This is a genomic window from Moraxella sp. RCAD0137 (assembly GCF_002894025.1).
Classification (GTDB): domain Bacteria; phylum Pseudomonadota; class Gammaproteobacteria; order Pseudomonadales; family Moraxellaceae; genus Moraxella; species Moraxella porci.
The window spans coordinates 102,563-116,699 of record NZ_LTCC01000004.1 but is presented as its reverse complement, the minus strand read 5'-3'; the positions used below and the strand labels follow the sequence as shown (position 1 = coordinate 116,699).

The following is a 14,137-nucleotide window of genomic DNA, read 5'->3' as shown; positions in this document are numbered from 1 at the left end:
ATGGGTACGACAGCTTTGATCGTCATGGTGATCGCGATGATTGCGATCTGGGGTGGGTTGATCTTATCATCGATTCACTTGATCAAAAATCCTGACATTGATATGGATAAAGTCCCAGTGGATCATTAATCGATGGATTTGGATCCAACTCAAAACGCTAAGCGATTGCTTGGCGTTTTTTTGGCTTAGGCGCATTTGTCAAGCGTTTAGCGAGGATTTATCAACCCAAAAATCAACCCAAAGGTCATCAAAACATCGGTAGTATTCACCTCTGTTTTTGGTTATAATGGGTAAAATCTTGGTCGGGCTAAGGAGCGGTGACCAGCATTAAGACTCATCTTATTTGATATAGCCATGCGGATATGGAGCATCGGCGGCTTGTCACGCTAAAGGGGTTTGGTATGATTACCGAGCATCTGGTCGATATCTCGCGGCTGCAGTTTGCCTTAACTGCATTATTTCACTTCTTATTTGTGCCTTTGACGCTTGGCATGACTTGGCTATTGGTCATCATGGAAGCAGTCTATCTCACCACAGGCAAAGAGATCTGGAAAGACATGACCCGATTTTGGGGCAAGCTTTTTGGCATCAACTTCGTGCTGGGCGTGACCACAGGCATCACCATGGAGTTTCAATTTGGCACCAACTGGGCGTATTATTCGCACTATGTCGGTGATGTGTTTGGCGCGCCTCTGGCCATTGAGGGCTTGATGGCATTTTTCTTAGAATCGACGATGGTGGGGCTGTTTTTCTTCGGCTGGGATCGCATGTCTCGGGTGCAGCACTTTGCCACCACGCTGTTGATGGCCTTAGGCACGAGTCTATCTGCTTTGTGGATTTTGGTGGCCAATGGTTGGATGCAAAACCCTGTTGGTGCTGAATTTAACTATGAAACCATGCGCATGGAGATGGTCAGTTTTGCTGAAATATTCCTAAATCCAGATGCCCAAAACAAATTTGTACACACGGTATCAGCAGGCTATGTGACAGGCGCATCTTTTGTGCTGGGTGTCTCAGCGTGGTATCTGCTAAAAGGGCGTGATGTTGAATTTGCCAAACGCAGCTTTCATGTGGCGGCGGCTTTTGGTTTTGCAGCGATCTGTAGTGCCATCGTGCTTGGTGATGAGTCGGGTTATTCGATTGGCCAAGCTCAACAAACCAAACTGGCCACGATGGAAGCAATGTGGGAGACTGAGCCTGCACCAGCAGGATTTAACATCATCGCTGGCATCAATGAAGCTGAACAAAAGAACGATTGGGCGCTGCATGTGCCTTATGTGATGGGTCTGATCGGCACACGCTCTGTGGATACCGAGATTTTAGGTATTCATGACATCAAAAAATTGAACGCCGATCGCATCATCAATGGCGTGACGGCGGTCAGTGCGCTGGATTTGATGCGTGAAAATAAGCTAAATGGCGTTGAGAACCCACAAGCGCTGATTGAGATTTTTGAGGCGCATAAAGAAGATCTGGGCTTTGGCTTATTGCTCAAAAAATACACCGATGATATGGCAGATGTGACACCGCAAATGCTGTCACAAGCTGTCGATGACAGTGTGCCGCGCGTCACGCCGATGTTCTGGTCGTTTCGTGTGATGGTCGGCATGGGCGTGCTGATGCTGGTGTTGTACAGTTTGTGCTTATTTTTCACCCTAAAAGGCAATTTTATGCAGAAAAAATGGCTGCTAAAATTTGCCCTACTGATGCTGCCTGCGCCATGGATTGCCATCGAGGCAGGTTGGTTCGTTGCTGAATATGGCCGTCAGCCATGGACAGTGTATGGTGTGTTGCCAACGCATTTGTCGGTGTCGAATATTGATGTGAATAATGTCATCTTCTCGATGATCGGCTTTGTGGTGTTTTATATCATTTTGGCAATCGTTGAGGTGTATTTGATGCTCAAATATGTGCGCCTTGGGCCTGCCAGCTTAGGCACGGGCAAATATTATGGCGAAAATAATTCTGTGCACTTGATCAATCCAACCGACCAACAAGGAGCATGAGTATGAGCATGTTATTAGATTATGAAGTGTTAAAGCTGATCTGGTGGTTGCTCGTTGGCGTGCTGCTGATCGGGTTTGCGATCATGGATGGCCATGACATCGGCGTCTGTACCTTATTGCCTTTTGTGGGTCGTGATGATGTTGAGCGTCGAGTGATCGTGAACACCATCGGCCCACACTGGGAGGGTAATCAGGTGTGGTTTATCACTGCAGGGGGTGCGATCTTTGCGGCACTGCCTTTGGTGTATGCCACAGCGTTTAGTGGATTTTATTGGGCGCTGATCGCCGCGCTTTGGGCGCTATTTTTCCGACCTGTGGGCTTTAAGTATCGCAGTTTGATCAAGAATCCCACTTGGCGCAATACTTGGGACTGGCTACTGCTCGTCGGCTCAGCGGTGCCTGCACTGATTTTTGGCGTCGCTTTTGGTAATCTTTTGCTGGGTGTGCCGTTTAGCTTTGATCAAAATCTGGTCTCGACTTACACAGGTTCATTCTTTGAATTATTAAGCCCATTTGCCTTATTATGCGGTGTGGTGAGTGTGGCGATGCTAACCATGCAAGGCGGCGTGTATCTGGCGCATCGTACCATCGATGGCATTCAGGCGCGTGCTAAGACTGGTGCTACTTTTGCTGCCATCATCACAGTGCTGCTGTTCGTGGCAGCGGGATTTTGGGTGCGCAGTTTGGATGGCTATGTGATCAGTTCTGTGATCGACACCAATGCTTTGATCGATCCTTTATCAAAACAAGTAGAGCAGCAATCTGGCGCTTGGCTGAATAATTTTATGGCTTATCCTGTGCTATGGCTGCTGCCTGCTTTGGGGGTGCTAATGCCGCTTATCAGCGTGGGGCTATTGAAGATCAATCAGACGCTGAGTGCTTTTGTGGCATCGAGCTTTGGCATCTTAGGCATCATTGCCACAGCAGGCGTGGCGCTATTTCCTTTTTATATGCCATCATCGAGTGATCTGCGTTCAAGCCTGACTGTGTGGGATGCCACCTCAAGTCAGATGACTTTGTTCATCATGCTATTGGTGGTGATTTTTCTGTTGCCTGTGGTGGTTGCTTATACCAGCTGGGGCTATGCAGTGATGCGTGGCAAGGTCACCAAGGCATACATCAAAGAAAACGAAAAAACGCTGTATTAACCACGGCGGAATGCAGATAAAGGAGAGGATTATGTGGTATTTTGCTTGGATATTGGGCTTGGGATTTGCGGTATTGCTTGCGATTTTAAGCGCGGTTTGGGTGGAATTTGAACAAAGCCGTCAAGATGCTTTTTATAAAAAAGATGAGCAATGATGTTTGGTTTTAGCCAAAGCCGTGCAAGATTTACCGCTATCGCCTCAAGTTTTGGGGCGATTTTGCTTTGGTGGATTTGATCAGCAAAAATTGCGCAAGGTCGGCGTGTTATAATGCTGTATTTGGATAAGCAGATTGGGGCTTAATCCCAAAGAGTGCTTGAAAAGTGCTAGATAATTAGGCAAATAAGCGAAAGAGTGTGATCATGCAAAAAACTTGGGCATATTCTGTGATGCTGGGCGCGTGCTTGGCGACAGCGACGGTGGGTGCGACGCCTGCCTCTGCCAATTCGTTGGCGTCATTATTTAGGCAAGGCAGTACTCAGCCCAAATTTTTGCCTGTGCATGAAGCGTTTGCGGTGACGCCATCACAAATGGGCGATGAGCTTGTCGTGCAATTTACTGTGACGCCCAAGCACTATGTATATCAAGAACGACTATCATTAAAGCTGCCTGAGGGCGTGACTGCCGAGGAGTGGCAATTTGATAAGACACCAAGCATCATCGATGATCCGACCTTTGGGGTGGTGCCTGTATTTGAGGAGAATGTCACGGCGCGCGTGCGATTGACTGCAGCCAATGACATCCATCAGCAAGAGATTGGCATCCGCTGGCAAGGCTGCGCCAAAGCCGGTCTGTGCTATCCGCCTGAGACGACGACGCTAAAGGTGTCACTGGCAGGCACGGCAGGTGATGAAGCACCGCTGCCTGTGCCAGTAACCGCGCAGCCTGAAGTAGCGCCCATAGCACCCACAGCCCCTACTGTCATAGCAAATGAGCCTGTAGATGCCCAATCCAAGTCAGCTGATTCGGCTGATAATGAGGAGTCTGACCAGACTCATCAACAGCCCGCACCCACCGCCTCAGCCCAGCCCTTAGAGTCTGATGAAGGTAGGCAGGCTGTTCATCAGCTGGATCATACTCTGCCAGATAGCCAGACCCCTGATTCATCACCACTGATCATGATATTGCTGTTATTTGTGGCAGGATTGTTGTTGGCTTTTACGCCATGCATTTATCCAATGGTGCCGATCGTCGCCAACATCGTTGCCAAGCAACATGCCAAAGCCAATGCCAAGCGCGGCTTTATGCTGTCGGCAGCTTATGGCATCGGCGTGGCGAGTGCTTATGGACTGCTCGGTGCACTGATTGCTTGGTTTGGGCAGACGCTTGGCATCGCAGCTTGGCTACAGCGAGCTGAGGTGTTGATGGTTGCAGCGGTGCTGTTTGTGCTGTTTGCATTGATGATGTTTGGATGGGTGAATGTGCGCTTGCCAAGCGCGATCTCTGATAAGCTCACTGCTGGCGCTCAGGCTGCCGATGGCCGATTGGGAACACTGGGCGGCAGCTATGTGGCGGGTCTGCTGTCTGCACTGGTGGTGTCGCCATGTGTGTCGGCGCCGATGGCGGGAGCGCTGACGATGGTCGCTGCCAGTGGTCAGGTCTGGTTTGGTTTTTTGGCATTATTTATGCTGGGGCTGGGACTGTCTGTACCTCTGATGCTGCTTGGCGCACTACAGGGCAAATGGATGCCAAAGACAGGCGCTTGGATGCAGCATGTTCGCACGCTTGGCGGTTTTTTGTTATTGGCAGTGGCGCTGCTGCTGATTGAACGCGTGCTATTGACGAGTGCGATGCTCGGGCTATGGGCGGTGTGGTTTTTGGCGTTGGCGTTTTGGCTGTTCATCAGTGTTGGGCGCCGCAGTGGGATTGTCAAATGCATCGCCATCTTACCCATGCTCTGGGCGATGCTGCTTGTCTATGGCATCAGCATTGGCTCGAACGATGCTTGGCGCCCGTGGTATTTGCCCAAGATCAGCCAAGCCCAATCTTTGCCTGATATTAGAGTATATACCCTAGATGAGCTTGATCAGGTGCTGTCTGTCCACGATCGGGTACTGGTCGATGTCACAGCCGATTGGTGCATTGAATGCCGCATCATGGAGCGGACGCTGTTTGGTGATCGCCCCGATGAACTGCATGCGTATCAAGTGGTGAAATTGGACATCACTGAGACAAATGAGCATAGCCGCGCGATCTTGGCACGCTATGAGCTGTTCGGGCCGCCAGCACTGCTGATTTATCATCAAGGCAAGCTTCAGCAGGTGCTGCTTGGCGAAACCAAGCCTGATGCATTTAAAGCAGCGCTGTCTGACATACCGTGATGGCCGCTTAAAGCCCGAAGAGATTCGGGCTTTTTTTATGCCTTATCTTAAATTTTGACGGCTGAGCTGAAATACACATCGAATGACTGGCGCATGACAATTTGTTAAATATCGTTAAGTTGTGAAAATCTGCTTGATTGCCATTAAAAAATCAGGCATGATGGAATTGCCGAAAACGAGTAAACTTGTTCACTCAATGCCAGATGGATGATGCTTGCTTTCGCGATCTTATTAATCGTGTATCAGATCAAAAAAGCAGTATCATTAAGATGGGCGGTTTATCGATCGGTATATTCATTTAAAAAACAAAGGAGCTGTTCAATGCGTTATGCTAATCCCAATACTGAAGGCAGTAAAGTTACTTTTAAAGAAAAATACGACAATTTCATCGGCGGCAAATGGGTCGCGCCAGTCAGCGGCGAGTATTTTGATGACATTTCGCCCGTTGATGGCAAGGCCTTTGCTAAAGTTGCCAAATCAGGTGCCGAAGATGTCGAGCTGGCTTTGGACGCTGCACATGCGGCTAAGGATGACTGGAGTCGCTCATCGCCAACCGACCGCGCCAATCTGTTACTAAAAATCGCCGATCGCCTTGAAGAAAATCTTGAACTTTTGGCGGTGGCTGAGACTTGGGAGAATGGTAAGCCCATCCGCGAAACACTGGCGGCCGATATTCCTTTAGCCATCGATCATTTCCGTTATTTTGCAGGCTGTATCCGCGCCCAAGAAGGGGGCATCAGCCAGATTGACGAAGATACGGTGGCGTATCATTTCCATGAGCCGATCGGTGTCGTCGGGCAGATCATCCCGTGGAATTTTCCGATCCTGATGGCGACATGGAAGATCGCACCAGCACTGGCAGCAGGTAACTGCATCGTGCTAAAGCCAGCTGAGCAGACGCCTGTCAGCATCATGGTGCTCATTGAGCTGATTGAAGATTTATTGCCTGCAGGCGTGATCAATATCGTCAATGGCTTTGGTCCTGATGTGGGTCAGCCACTTGCCACCAATCCACGCATTGGCAAAGTGGCGTTTACAGGTTCAACCGAAATTGGCCAAAAAATTATGGAATACGCTACCGAAAATATCATTCCAGTGACACTGGAGCTGGGCGGCAAATCACCGAATATCTTTTTTGCCGATGTGATGGATAAAGATGATGAATTTTTGGATAAGGCGCTTGAGGGGTTTACCATGTTTGCGCTGAACCAAGGTGAGGTATGTACTTGTCCATCGCGCGCTTTGGTGCATGAAAGCATCGCAGAAGAATTTCTCAAAAAAGCCGTTGAACGCGTCAAAAAGATCAAAACTGGTCATCCGCTTGATACAGATACCATGATCGGCGCACAAGCCTCCCAAGAGCAGCAAGATAAGATCTTAGGCTGCATCGCCAAAGGCAAATCAGAAGGCGCTCAAGTGCTGACAGGTGGCAGTGCGCGCGACGATGTGGATGGCGGATTTTATATTGAGCCGACCATTTTTAAAGGTGAGAACAGCATGGAGATCTTCCAAGAAGAAATCTTCGGCCCTGTGCTAGCTGTGACGACCTTTAAGGATTTTGATGAGGCCATCGCCATCGCCAACGACACCATTTATGGCCTAGGCGCTGGCGTGTGGTCGCGCGATGGCACCACGGCATATCGTGCTGGTCGAGCCATCCAAGCAGGGCGCGTGTGGACAAACTGCTATCACATTTATCCTGCGCATGCAGCCTTTGGCGGCTACAAAAAATCAGGCATCGGCCGTGAGAATCACAAGATGATGCTTGAGCATTATCAGCAGACCAAGAATCTATTGGTTAGCTATTCACCAAAAGCGATGGGATTCTTTTAATCTGAATTGATCCCATCAGCATCATCACATTGATGATAAAAAGCCTGGCTTATTTGGGTCAGGCTTTTTTATGACAAAATAATGCTAAGAACATAGACTGTGACATCTTAAAAGCACTGATGGCGATTTAGTACCCAAAACAAAAGCCCTACATCAGTAGAGCTTCTGTTTTTGACTAAGGTTGAATTAGTCTTTTTTGTTTTTTAGCTTATCTTCCCAGAAGGTAGCATTGCGGATACCAAGCTTGACAGGGTCGAAGGTGTAGTTGGTTACGCCAGCTTTTTTCTGAGCTTCATAGTCTTTTAGGGCAAGTAGTGTTGGTTTTGCCATAAAGAAGATAACCAAGATACCAACGATGTTCAGCCATGCAGTCAGACCGACGCCCACATCACCCATGTTCCAGATATAGCCTGCGCTGTTTACCGCGCCATAAGCGACAGCTAGCATCAGCACCAATTTGATCAAGAACAAAGCGATATTTGACTTGGCAGAACGGGTTAGGTAAGCGATATTGACTTCAGCGATGTAGTAATACGCCATGATGGTGGTGAATGAGAAGAAGAATACCGCCACCGCAACGAAAGTATTACCAAAGCCACCAAACACGCTAGATACAGCCATCTGAGTGAATGCAGGGCCACTGATGGTGGTTGCAGCATCGACATTTTGAACTAGGAATTGACCATCAGGTAGTGTGCCTTGGATGTTGTACATGCCAGTCATCAGGATCATGAATGCAGTCGCTGAGCAGACGAATAGGGTATCAACATACACAGAGAATGCTTGGACGATACCTTGCTGAGCAGGATGCTGCACTTCAGCTGCTGCTGCATGGTGCGGGCCTGTACCTTGACCAGCTTCGTTTGAATAAACACCACGCTTCACACCCCAGCCAATGGCTGCCCCAAGACCTGCTTGAGCGGTAAAGGCATCGCTAAAGATCATGCTGATGATGCCTGGTAGTTTTTCAAAGTTAAATAGAATGATCAATACCGCCATCAAGATGTAGCCAAGCGCCATAAATGGTACAACAAATTCAGCCACACGAGCGATACGCTTGATACCACCGAAGATGATTAGGCCAAGTAGGACAACCACGACCAAGGTGACGATTAGGGTATTCATACCGATGTCACCAAAAGATGTCGCGACCAGTTCACCTTCACCAGTGATACCAGTGATGGCTTTGACAACGCCGTTCGCTTGTACGCCTGGTAGGAATAGACCGCACGAGATCACAAATGAGATGGCAACTAAGATGCCGTAAGCTTTACCGATGCTGCCACCGAAGAATTTTTCGAAATAAAAGGCAGGGCCACCACGGTACTGACCATTGTCATTGATCTTATAAATCTGACCAAGGGTAGATTCGACATAAGCAGTTGACGCACCCAAGAATGCCACCACCCACATCCAAAATACTGCGCCTGGGCCACCAAAACCGATCGCCGCTGCGACACCAGCAATGTTACCCATACCAACACGGCCTGACAGTGCGACGACCAATGCCTGAAATGAGCTAATACCTTCTGGAGATTCGTTACGAGCAAAAAGCAGGCTGATCATTTCTTTAAAATGACGAACCTGCATAAAACGAGTGAGAATAGAAAAGAAAAGACCGGCTGCCAAGCACAAATAAATCAGCGCAGGGCTCCAAATAATGCCGTTAAGTGTGTTAATCATGCTTTCCATAAGCATATCCTTCAACTTATTTTGCACCAACTTGTGATGCTAACATCAATCCGACCATCTAAAGATCATCTCGTCGATGAATAAGATAACCTTTAGATGATCAATCCATTTGCCCCAAATTGTGTAACAAAATTTAACCAATTAAAGCTTGGCTGAAACAAACACAATTTGGATTGTTGCAATTTGCCATAAAATCGTGATAAAAGCTAGTAAAAATTTTAATAATTCGTAAAAATTTGTGAATTAAGCGCCTTGCATGAGAAAATCTCATCACAAAATTTTGTCAATGACAGGTATGGTTCATGGCTCAACTTTTGAATCAAGCGATGATAAAAAGGCGGCTTTTTGTTATTTTTGGTAAGTTTTATTGAAAAAGCTGCGCAAAGACTGTATTTTAATAAGCAGCTTATTCTTATTACAGATACACAGATTTTGAATCTGACTATTTGACTGTATATCAACATTGATGTGGCTTGCCACGATTTTATGGAGTTGTCATGAAAAAGAATTTACTGGTTTCGCTTATGCTGGCATCGACGCTTAGCTTGTCTGGTTGTGGTTATAATGCCCTACAAGCTCAAGATGAACAAACCAATGCCGCTTGGTCTGAGGTGGTAAACCAATACCAACGCCGTGCTGATTTGGTGCCAAACTTGGTGCAAGTGGTGGAGCGCTATGCGTCGCATGAGCAGGCGGTATTTAGTGAAGTGGCCGAGGCTCGTGCGCGCGTCGGTAGTGTGCAGCTCACGCCAGAGGCATTAAACGACCCACAGGCGATGGCTCAATATCAAGAAGCTCAAGGTCAGATGACCTCGGCACTATCGCGCTTGATGATGGTGTCTGAGCGTTATCCAGAGCTAAAGGCGGATGCATTATTCCAAGATCTACAAGCGCAGCTTGAGGGTACCGAAAACCGCATTGCCGTCGCGCGCAATCGCTATATCGAAGATGTGCGTACTTATAATACGACAGTTCGCCAATTCCCAACCAACATCACTGCTAAGGTGTTTGGTATGCAAGCCAAGCCAAATTTCACCGTGGAAAATGAAGCTGCCATCTCAACAGCACCAGCAGTGAACTTTGGCAATAACACAAGCAATGCAAACACAGGTAGCGCAGGCACGAACAACGCCGCAGCGCAGTGATGCCTTGCTTTAAATTCACCTAAGATATGGGAAACCAAGATGCCACCACAGTTGTCATCTGTAAAATCAGCAATGCAGCAATCGATGTTTAAGATGCGATCGGCGATGGCTATGCTCTTAATATCGACGGCATGCGCATTGCCTGCTGCGGCTCAGACAGCCACAGCCGCTGCTGAAAGTTCTTCAAATATCGCCACAGCTTCAGCTGAAGATGAACTGACAGGCGCGATCATCGCGGGTCGTCAAATACAAGGCGCAGCGGCCGATTCACCGCTGGCTGAGTCGGTTAGAGAGTTTGGCGGTGTGATGCATGAGATGACTGATGAGGGTGACCGGGCGGCTACAGCGACTTCGTCAAACAGTCAGACGCTGCCGACCTCACAAGCACAGGCGGTGACGCATGACAAGCTGATCTTAAATACGCCGGTCGTCGATGCTGCCAAGATATTAACGCCAGCTGAATACATGCATCTGACTGAGCAGCTGCAAAAAATCCATCAAGATAAGCTTGCCCAAGCTGCGCTGGTCATTGTACCGACGACAGAAGGCATGGATATTTTTGATTATGCACTGGCTGTGGCAGATCGATGGCAGTTGGGTCAAGCCGATACCGATGATGGCTTATTAATTGCTGTGGCGATCAATGATCGAAAGTTGCATATTTTGACAGGCTATGGCTTAGAAGGTGTGCTGCCTGATGCTGCCTTAAATCGCATCATCCGTGAGGATATTACTCCTGCCTTTAAAACAGGCGCTTATGCTCAAGGGCTGTCAGCTGGCATCGCCCGCATTGATGAAAGACTGCGCGCTGATCCTGAATCATTGGCTCGCGCAGATGCGCAAGCTGCATCAGTCAGTGATGAGTCGGTTGGCGTGGATTTGATTGGCTTATTTATCATCGCGCTGATTGCAGGTTCATTTTTGGGCGCGATATTGGGCAGATTCTTGGGAGCGACCATTGGCGCTGGCGGTTTTGTGGCGCTGGCGGTGATGGGCGGATCGAGCCTATTTTTGAGCATCATTGCCGCGGTGATTTTATGGGTATTCATCTTGGCACGCGGCATTGCATTACCGACCTCTAGCGGCGGATTCGGTACTGGTGGTCGCGGTGGTGGCTTCGGCGGCGGCTTTGGCGGTGGTGGATTTGGTAGCGGCGGCTTTGGCGGCGGCGGTGGTGGTTTCGGCGGCGGCGGTGCAGGAGGTTCTTGGTAATGCAAACAATTCAATCTACCAAAAGCATCGCGCGTTTGATGCGCCAGATGCTGTTTGTGCCATCGTTGCACAATCGTTGGCTGACACCCGATGTCAAGCAGTCTTTGGCCGATACGATCACCCAAGCTGAAATGGGTCATATGGGCGAGATTTATTTGATCATCGAAAATCATTTGCCCATAGCCACCGCATACCAACAAGACTGCCGCGAGCGAGCATTATACTTATTTGCCACGCATAAAGTGTGGGATACTGAGCATAATACTGGTGTGCTGGTGTATGTGAATCTGTGCGAGCATGATCTTGAGATCATCGCCGATAGAGGCATCGATCAAAAGGCTCATGAAGCCTGTTGGCAAAGCTTGTGTGAACAGACACTAAGCCGCTTTAAATCAGGTCAGATGCAGTCAGGTCTGGATGATTTGATACGGCAAATTGGTGAAATTTTGCAGACGCATTATCCAAGCACTGATACACTTGGCAATGAGCTGTCCAACCAAGTCACTTATTTGCGATAAATGCTGCACTCATCAAAGCAAACACGCTATGCTTATCAGTGCGTAATATGTGCAATAAAGGATCAATGCAATGTATGAATGGATGTGGCTCATCGGTCTGTGCTTGTTGCTGCTTGTGCTGTTTTTGCTTGCGCTATTAAAGCCTAGGCTGCATAAACCAACCGAAAAGTCTTCCAAAAAGCTCATTATGCAGACTACTAATACACACAGCCAAAAGCTAAAAACCCAGCTGGCTGGGCATCTGTCAGATTATACGATTGAGGCTAAATCCAATCGTTTGCTGATCAGTCGAGACGGCTCACAGATCGCCATCATCACCCTCGATGATCATGCTGTGATGCGCGAGCGCTTGCTCGATGAGGTGCTGGTTTTATCGGTGCCAACACGCGTTGGATCATCGCAGCTGGCACAGATCAGCGATCAGGTGCGTCAGCATGCAGCAAAGCTAGGACTATCTGATCAGATCTGATAACTGTGATGTGCTTGAAAGTGGGCAATAAGACGAATAATTTCATCAAATACTGCTTGCATATCACGACAAATTTTAGTAAAATATCGCCTTATTTTGCATCCTTGTCGTGTTCGTTATCAAGTGCTATCAAGGGATAGCCACGGCACACAGGTTTATCTGGAGAACTCAAGATGTACGCAGTAATCAAAAGTGGCGGTAAACAACACCGTGTTAGCGTTGGCGAGACTTTGAAAGTTGAGCTACTAAAAGCTGAAAAAGGCGCAACGCTAAAAATCGAAGAAGTGCTAATGGTTGTCAATGGCGCTGACATCAAAATCGGTGAACCGCTAGTTGCTGGTGCGAGTGTAGAAGCTGAGGTGGTTGATCATGGTCGTGGCAAGAAAGTGCGTATCGTTAAGCACCGTCGTCGCAAGCACTACCACAAAGAGCAAGGTCACCGTCAATGGTTCACTGAGCTAAAAATCAAAGCCATCAACGCTTAATTCACCACATTAGTATTTGATACCTAGAGCGCACTCAACGGTATCCCAATAGGAGATATTCTCATGGCACATAAAAAAGCCGCAGGTTCTACTCGTAACGGTCGTGATTCTAACCCAAAAATGCTTGGCGTAAAAGTATTTGGCGGTCAAGATGTCGTTGCTGGTAACATCATCGTTCGTCAGCGTGGCACTGAATTCCACGCAGGCGAAGGCGTTGGTATGGGTCGTGACCACACACTATTCGCTTTGACCGAAGGTGTGGTTAAGTTCGAAACCAAAGGTCAATTTGGCCGTCGCTATGTTTCTGTATTGGCTAAATAATTTTAGTTAATCGGCACACAGCCAAGACTCATCATGATCCGTCATGATGGGTCTATTTTGTTTATAGCGTTTGATAATTTTATTAAATTTGATGTATTCATACAATCAATCATAAATCAATGAGTTACTCATGATCGATCATGTTTTGATGGCGTTTGGCATCACTTTGGCAGCTGGACTTGCCACAGTGCTGGGTAGTGCCTTGGTCTTTTTTCAAAAAACTCCAAGCCCGAGGGTGTTGGCATTTGGCCTGGCTTTTGCAGCCGGTGCGATGGTATTTGTATCCTTGACCGAGATTTTTGGTAAGTCGGTGGATAGTTTTAGCGAAGTGAGTAGCGCAGGCTTTAGCTGGGCGACGGCGGCATTTTTGACTGGTTTGCTTGCCATCTTGGCGCTTGATCGCTTGATCCCCAATCCACATGAGACACTCGATGTTAATGATCCAAGATTTTTGGATAAAAATCAAAGCTACTTAAGACGCATCGGCCTGATGTCGGCCTTTGCCATCACAGCGCATAATTTTCCAGAAGGGTTGGCGACTTTTTTTGCTACCCTTGAGAGCCCGACACTGGGTACGCCATTGGCATTTGCGATCGCTGTGCATAATATCCCAGAGGGTATCTCGATCGCAGCTCCGATTTATTTTGCGACACAGAATAAGCGGCTGACGGTCTTGGCGTGTCTGATCTCAGGTCTGGCTGAGCCATTGGGCGCGGTAATGGGGTATTTTATACTCAAGCCATTTTTATCGCCAGAGATTTTTGGCTGGGTGTTTGGCATCATCGCTGGGGCGATGGTATTTTTGGCGATGGATGAGCTGCTGCCTGCCGCCAAGCGATATTCAGATGGTCATGAGACGGTGTATGGCCTGGTGGGCGGCATGGGGGTGATTGCGATCAGTTTGGCGCTGTTTAATTTATAAGCCATCAATCGCAACGCTGCTGTACTTGTCGTACTGGATTCTGCCTCGGTGTAGTACATAAAAAAGCT

The 14,137-nt window shown here is 48.1% G+C and carries 14 protein-coding genes; 13 read left to right on the top strand and 1 reads right to left on the bottom strand.

Annotation, left to right across the window (positions count from 1 at the left end; translation table 11 throughout):
• From AZ602_RS04990 to AZ602_RS04965, 6 genes are all read left to right on the top strand, one after another.
• Positions 1–129, top strand: a complete 129-nt coding sequence (locus AZ602_RS04990; RefSeq protein ID WP_103033971.1) for a methionine/alanine import family NSS transporter small subunit — start codon at positions 1–3, stop codon at positions 127–129.
• Between the two features lie 272 nt (positions 130–401).
• The gene (locus tag AZ602_RS04985) at positions 402–2,006 is read left to right on the top strand and encodes a cytochrome ubiquinol oxidase subunit I (protein ID WP_103033970.1); all 1,605 of its coding nucleotides are present in this window, start codon (positions 402–404) and stop codon (positions 2,004–2,006) included.
• An 8-nt stretch (positions 2,007–2,014) separates the two neighbouring features.
• The gene (gene cydB, locus AZ602_RS04980; protein ID WP_078318560.1) at positions 2,015–3,154 is read left to right on the top strand and encodes a cytochrome d ubiquinol oxidase subunit II; all 1,140 of its coding nucleotides are present in this window, start codon (positions 2,015–2,017) and stop codon (positions 3,152–3,154) included.
• Positions 3,155–3,185: 31 nt separating this feature from the next.
• Entirely contained in the window at positions 3,186–3,308 is a 123-nt protein-coding gene (gene cydX / locus AZ602_RS04975; protein ID WP_078318540.1) for a cytochrome bd-I oxidase subunit CydX, read from the top strand.
• A 205-nt stretch (positions 3,309–3,513) separates the two neighbouring features.
• On the top strand, positions 3,514–5,472 hold the full coding sequence (gene dsbD, locus AZ602_RS04970) for a protein-disulfide reductase DsbD (protein ID WP_227525176.1): 1,959 nt from the start codon (positions 3,514–3,516) through the stop codon (positions 5,470–5,472).
• 321 nt (positions 5,473–5,793) lie between these two features.
• Complete coding sequence (locus AZ602_RS04965; RefSeq protein WP_103033969.1) at positions 5,794–7,305, top strand: aldehyde dehydrogenase family protein; 1,512 nt, start codon at positions 5,794–5,796, stop codon at positions 7,303–7,305.
• A gap of 186 nt (positions 7,306–7,491) precedes the next feature.
• Here the strand turns inward: AZ602_RS04965 and AZ602_RS04960 are convergent, their stop codons facing one another.
• On the bottom strand, positions 7,492–9,003 hold the full coding sequence (locus AZ602_RS04960) for an alanine/glycine:cation symporter family protein (protein ID WP_369803865.1): 1,512 nt from the start codon (positions 9,001–9,003) through the stop codon (positions 7,492–7,494).
• A gap of 491 nt (positions 9,004–9,494) precedes the next feature.
• Here AZ602_RS04960 and AZ602_RS04955 point away from each other — a divergent pair, with 491 nt between their 5' ends.
• The 7 genes from AZ602_RS04955 to zupT all read left to right on the top strand — a co-directional run bounded on the left by AZ602_RS04955 (position 9,495) and on the right by zupT (position 14,069).
• Complete coding sequence (locus AZ602_RS04955) at positions 9,495–10,142, top strand: LemA family protein (protein ID WP_103033967.1); 648 nt, start codon at positions 9,495–9,497, stop codon at positions 10,140–10,142.
• Between the two features lie 84 nt (positions 10,143–10,226).
• Positions 10,227–11,354: a YgcG family protein gene (locus tag AZ602_RS04950; protein ID WP_103034020.1), complete on the top strand. Its 1,128-nt coding sequence runs from the start codon at positions 10,227–10,229 to the stop codon at positions 11,352–11,354.
• Complete coding sequence (locus AZ602_RS04945; RefSeq protein ID WP_103033966.1) at positions 11,354–11,872, top strand: TPM domain-containing protein; 519 nt, start codon at positions 11,354–11,356, stop codon at positions 11,870–11,872. The genes AZ602_RS04950 and AZ602_RS04945 overlap by 1 nt, the downstream gene beginning before the upstream one ends.
• A 70-nt stretch (positions 11,873–11,942) precedes the next feature.
• The gene (locus AZ602_RS04940) at positions 11,943–12,341 is read left to right on the top strand and encodes a hypothetical protein (RefSeq protein WP_103033965.1); all 399 of its coding nucleotides are present in this window, start codon (positions 11,943–11,945) and stop codon (positions 12,339–12,341) included.
• A 173-nt stretch (positions 12,342–12,514) separates the two neighbouring features.
• Complete coding sequence (rplU, locus tag AZ602_RS04935; protein ID WP_078254333.1) at positions 12,515–12,826, top strand: 50S ribosomal protein L21; 312 nt, start codon at positions 12,515–12,517, stop codon at positions 12,824–12,826.
• Positions 12,827–12,889: 63 nt separating this feature from the next.
• Positions 12,890–13,147, top strand: coding sequence for a 50S ribosomal protein L27 (gene rpmA, locus AZ602_RS04930; RefSeq protein WP_078254332.1), 258 nt, complete (start codon positions 12,890–12,892; stop codon positions 13,145–13,147).
• Between the two features lie 130 nt (positions 13,148–13,277).
• Entirely contained in the window at positions 13,278–14,069 is a 792-nt protein-coding gene (gene zupT / locus AZ602_RS04925) for a zinc transporter ZupT (protein WP_103033964.1), read from the top strand.
• Positions 14,070–14,137 lie beyond the last annotated feature (68 nt).

Excerpts from the sequence above, each read along its gene's own strand:
- rplU (WP_078254333.1), top strand. The coding sequence starts at position 12,515 with ATGTACGCAGTAATCAAAAGTGGCGGTAAACAACACCGTGTTAGCGTT.
- AZ602_RS04950 (WP_103034020.1), top strand. The coding sequence starts at position 10,227 with ATGTTTAAGATGCGATCGGCGATGGCTATGCTCTTAATATCGACGGCA.
- AZ602_RS04985 (WP_103033970.1), top strand. The coding sequence starts at position 402 with ATGATTACCGAGCATCTGGTCGATATCTCGCGGCTGCAGTTTGCCTTA.
- zupT (WP_103033964.1), top strand. The coding sequence starts at position 13,278 with ATGATCGATCATGTTTTGATGGCGTTTGGCATCACTTTGGCAGCTGGA.
- cydB (WP_078318560.1), top strand. The coding sequence starts at position 2,015 with ATGTTATTAGATTATGAAGTGTTAAAGCTGATCTGGTGGTTGCTCGTT.
- AZ602_RS04945 (WP_103033966.1), top strand. The coding sequence starts at position 11,354 with ATGCAAACAATTCAATCTACCAAAAGCATCGCGCGTTTGATGCGCCAG.
- cydX (WP_078318540.1), top strand. The coding sequence starts at position 3,186 with ATGTGGTATTTTGCTTGGATATTGGGCTTGGGATTTGCGGTATTGCTT.
- AZ602_RS04940 (WP_103033965.1), top strand. The coding sequence starts at position 11,943 with ATGTATGAATGGATGTGGCTCATCGGTCTGTGCTTGTTGCTGCTTGTG.
- rpmA (WP_078254332.1), top strand. The coding sequence starts at position 12,890 with ATGGCACATAAAAAAGCCGCAGGTTCTACTCGTAACGGTCGTGATTCT.
- AZ602_RS04960 (WP_369803865.1), bottom strand. The coding sequence starts at position 9,003 with ATGCTTATGGAAAGCATGATTAACACACTTAACGGCATTATTTGGAGC.
- AZ602_RS04955 (WP_103033967.1), top strand. The coding sequence starts at position 9,495 with ATGAAAAAGAATTTACTGGTTTCGCTTATGCTGGCATCGACGCTTAGC.
- AZ602_RS04965 (WP_103033969.1), top strand. The coding sequence starts at position 5,794 with ATGCGTTATGCTAATCCCAATACTGAAGGCAGTAAAGTTACTTTTAAA.
- dsbD (WP_227525176.1), top strand. The coding sequence starts at position 3,514 with ATGCAAAAAACTTGGGCATATTCTGTGATGCTGGGCGCGTGCTTGGCG.
- AZ602_RS04990 (WP_103033971.1), top strand. The coding sequence starts at position 1 with ATGGGTACGACAGCTTTGATCGTCATGGTGATCGCGATGATTGCGATC.